This window comes from Kitasatospora sp. NPDC023120, from assembly GCF_055560835.1.
In genome coordinates this window covers 1-1,398 of sequence record NZ_JBVHHY010000078.1, presented here as the reverse complement: position 1 = coordinate 1,398, position 1,398 = coordinate 1, and the positions used below count along the sequence as shown (strand labels likewise).

The following is a 1,398-nucleotide window of genomic DNA, read 5'->3' as shown; positions in this document are numbered from 1 at the left end:
GTGCCTGAGACCTGATGCCGAGCCGATTGTGGTGAAGTGGATGATCCTATGCTGTCGAGAAAAGCCTCTAGCGAGTTTCATGGCGGCCCGTACCCCAAACCGACTCAGGTGGTCAGGTAGAGAATACCGAGGCGTTCGGGTGAACTATGGTTAAGGAACTCGGCAAAATGCCCCCGTAACTTCGGGAGAAGGGGGGCCATTCCTGGTGACGAGTCTTGCACTCCGAGCTGGGGGTGGCCGCAGAGACCAGCGAGAAGCGACTGTTTACTAAAAACACAGGTCCGTGCGAAGCCGTAAGGCGATGTATACGGACTGACGCCTGCCCGGTGCTGGAACGTTAAGGGGACCGGTTAGCTCTGATTCGTCGGGGCGAAGCTGAGAACTTAAGCGCCAGTAAACGGCGGTGGTAACTATAACCATCCTAAGGTAGCGAAATTCCTTGTCGGGTAAGTTCCGACCTGCACGAATGGCGTAACGACTTCTCGACTGTCTCAACCATAGGCCCGGTGAAATTGCATTACGAGTAAAGATGCTCGTTTCGCGCAGCAGGACGGAAAGACCCCGGGACCTTTACTATAGCTTGATATTGGTGTTCGGTTCGGCTTGTGTAGGATAGGTGGGAGACTTTGAAGCAGCAACGCCAGTTGTTGTGGAGTCGCCGTTGAAATACCACTCTGGTCGTGCTGGATGTCTAACCTGGGTCCGTGATCCGGATCAGGGACAGTGTCTGGTGGGTAGTTTAACTGGGGCGGTTGCCTCCTAAAGGGTAACGGAGGCGCCCAAAGGTTCCCTCAGCCTGGTTGGCAATCAGGTGTTGAGTGTAAGTGCACAAGGGAGCTTGACTGTGAGACTGACGGGTCGAGCAGGTACGAAAGTAGGGACTAGTGATCCGGCGGTGGCTTGTGGAAGCGCCGTCGCTCAACGGATAAAAGGTACCCCGGGGATAACAGGCTGATCTTCCCCAAGAGTCCATATCGACGGGATGGTTTGGCACCTCGATGTCGGCTCGTCGCATCCTGGGGCTGGAGTAGGTCCCAAGGGTTGGGCTGTTCGCCCATTAAAGCGGTACGCGAGCTGGGTTTAGAACGTCGTGAGACAGTTCGGTCCCTATCCGCTGTGCGCGTAGGAGTGTTGAGAAGGGCTGTCCCTAGTACGAGAGGACCGGGACGGACGAACCTCTGGTGTGCCAGTTGTTCTGCCAAGGGCATGGCTGGTTGGCTACGTTCGGGAGGGATAACCGCTGAAAGCATCTAAGCGGGAAGCCTGCTTCGAGATGAGCACTCCCACCTCCTTGAGAGGGTAAGGCTCCCAGTAGACGACTGGGTTGATAGGCCGGATATGGAAGCCCTGTGAGGGGTGGAGTTGACCGGTACTAATAGGCCGAGGGCTTGTCCTCAG

At 56.2% G+C, this 1,398-nt stretch carries 1 rRNA gene (only partly in view); it reads left to right on the top strand.

The features are described 5' to 3' along the window. Positions 1-1,396 (top strand): 23S ribosomal RNA (locus ACZ3TI_RS40570); it begins 1,373 nt to the left of the window's first position. The last annotated feature ends 2 nt before the right edge of the window (positions 1,397-1,398 follow it).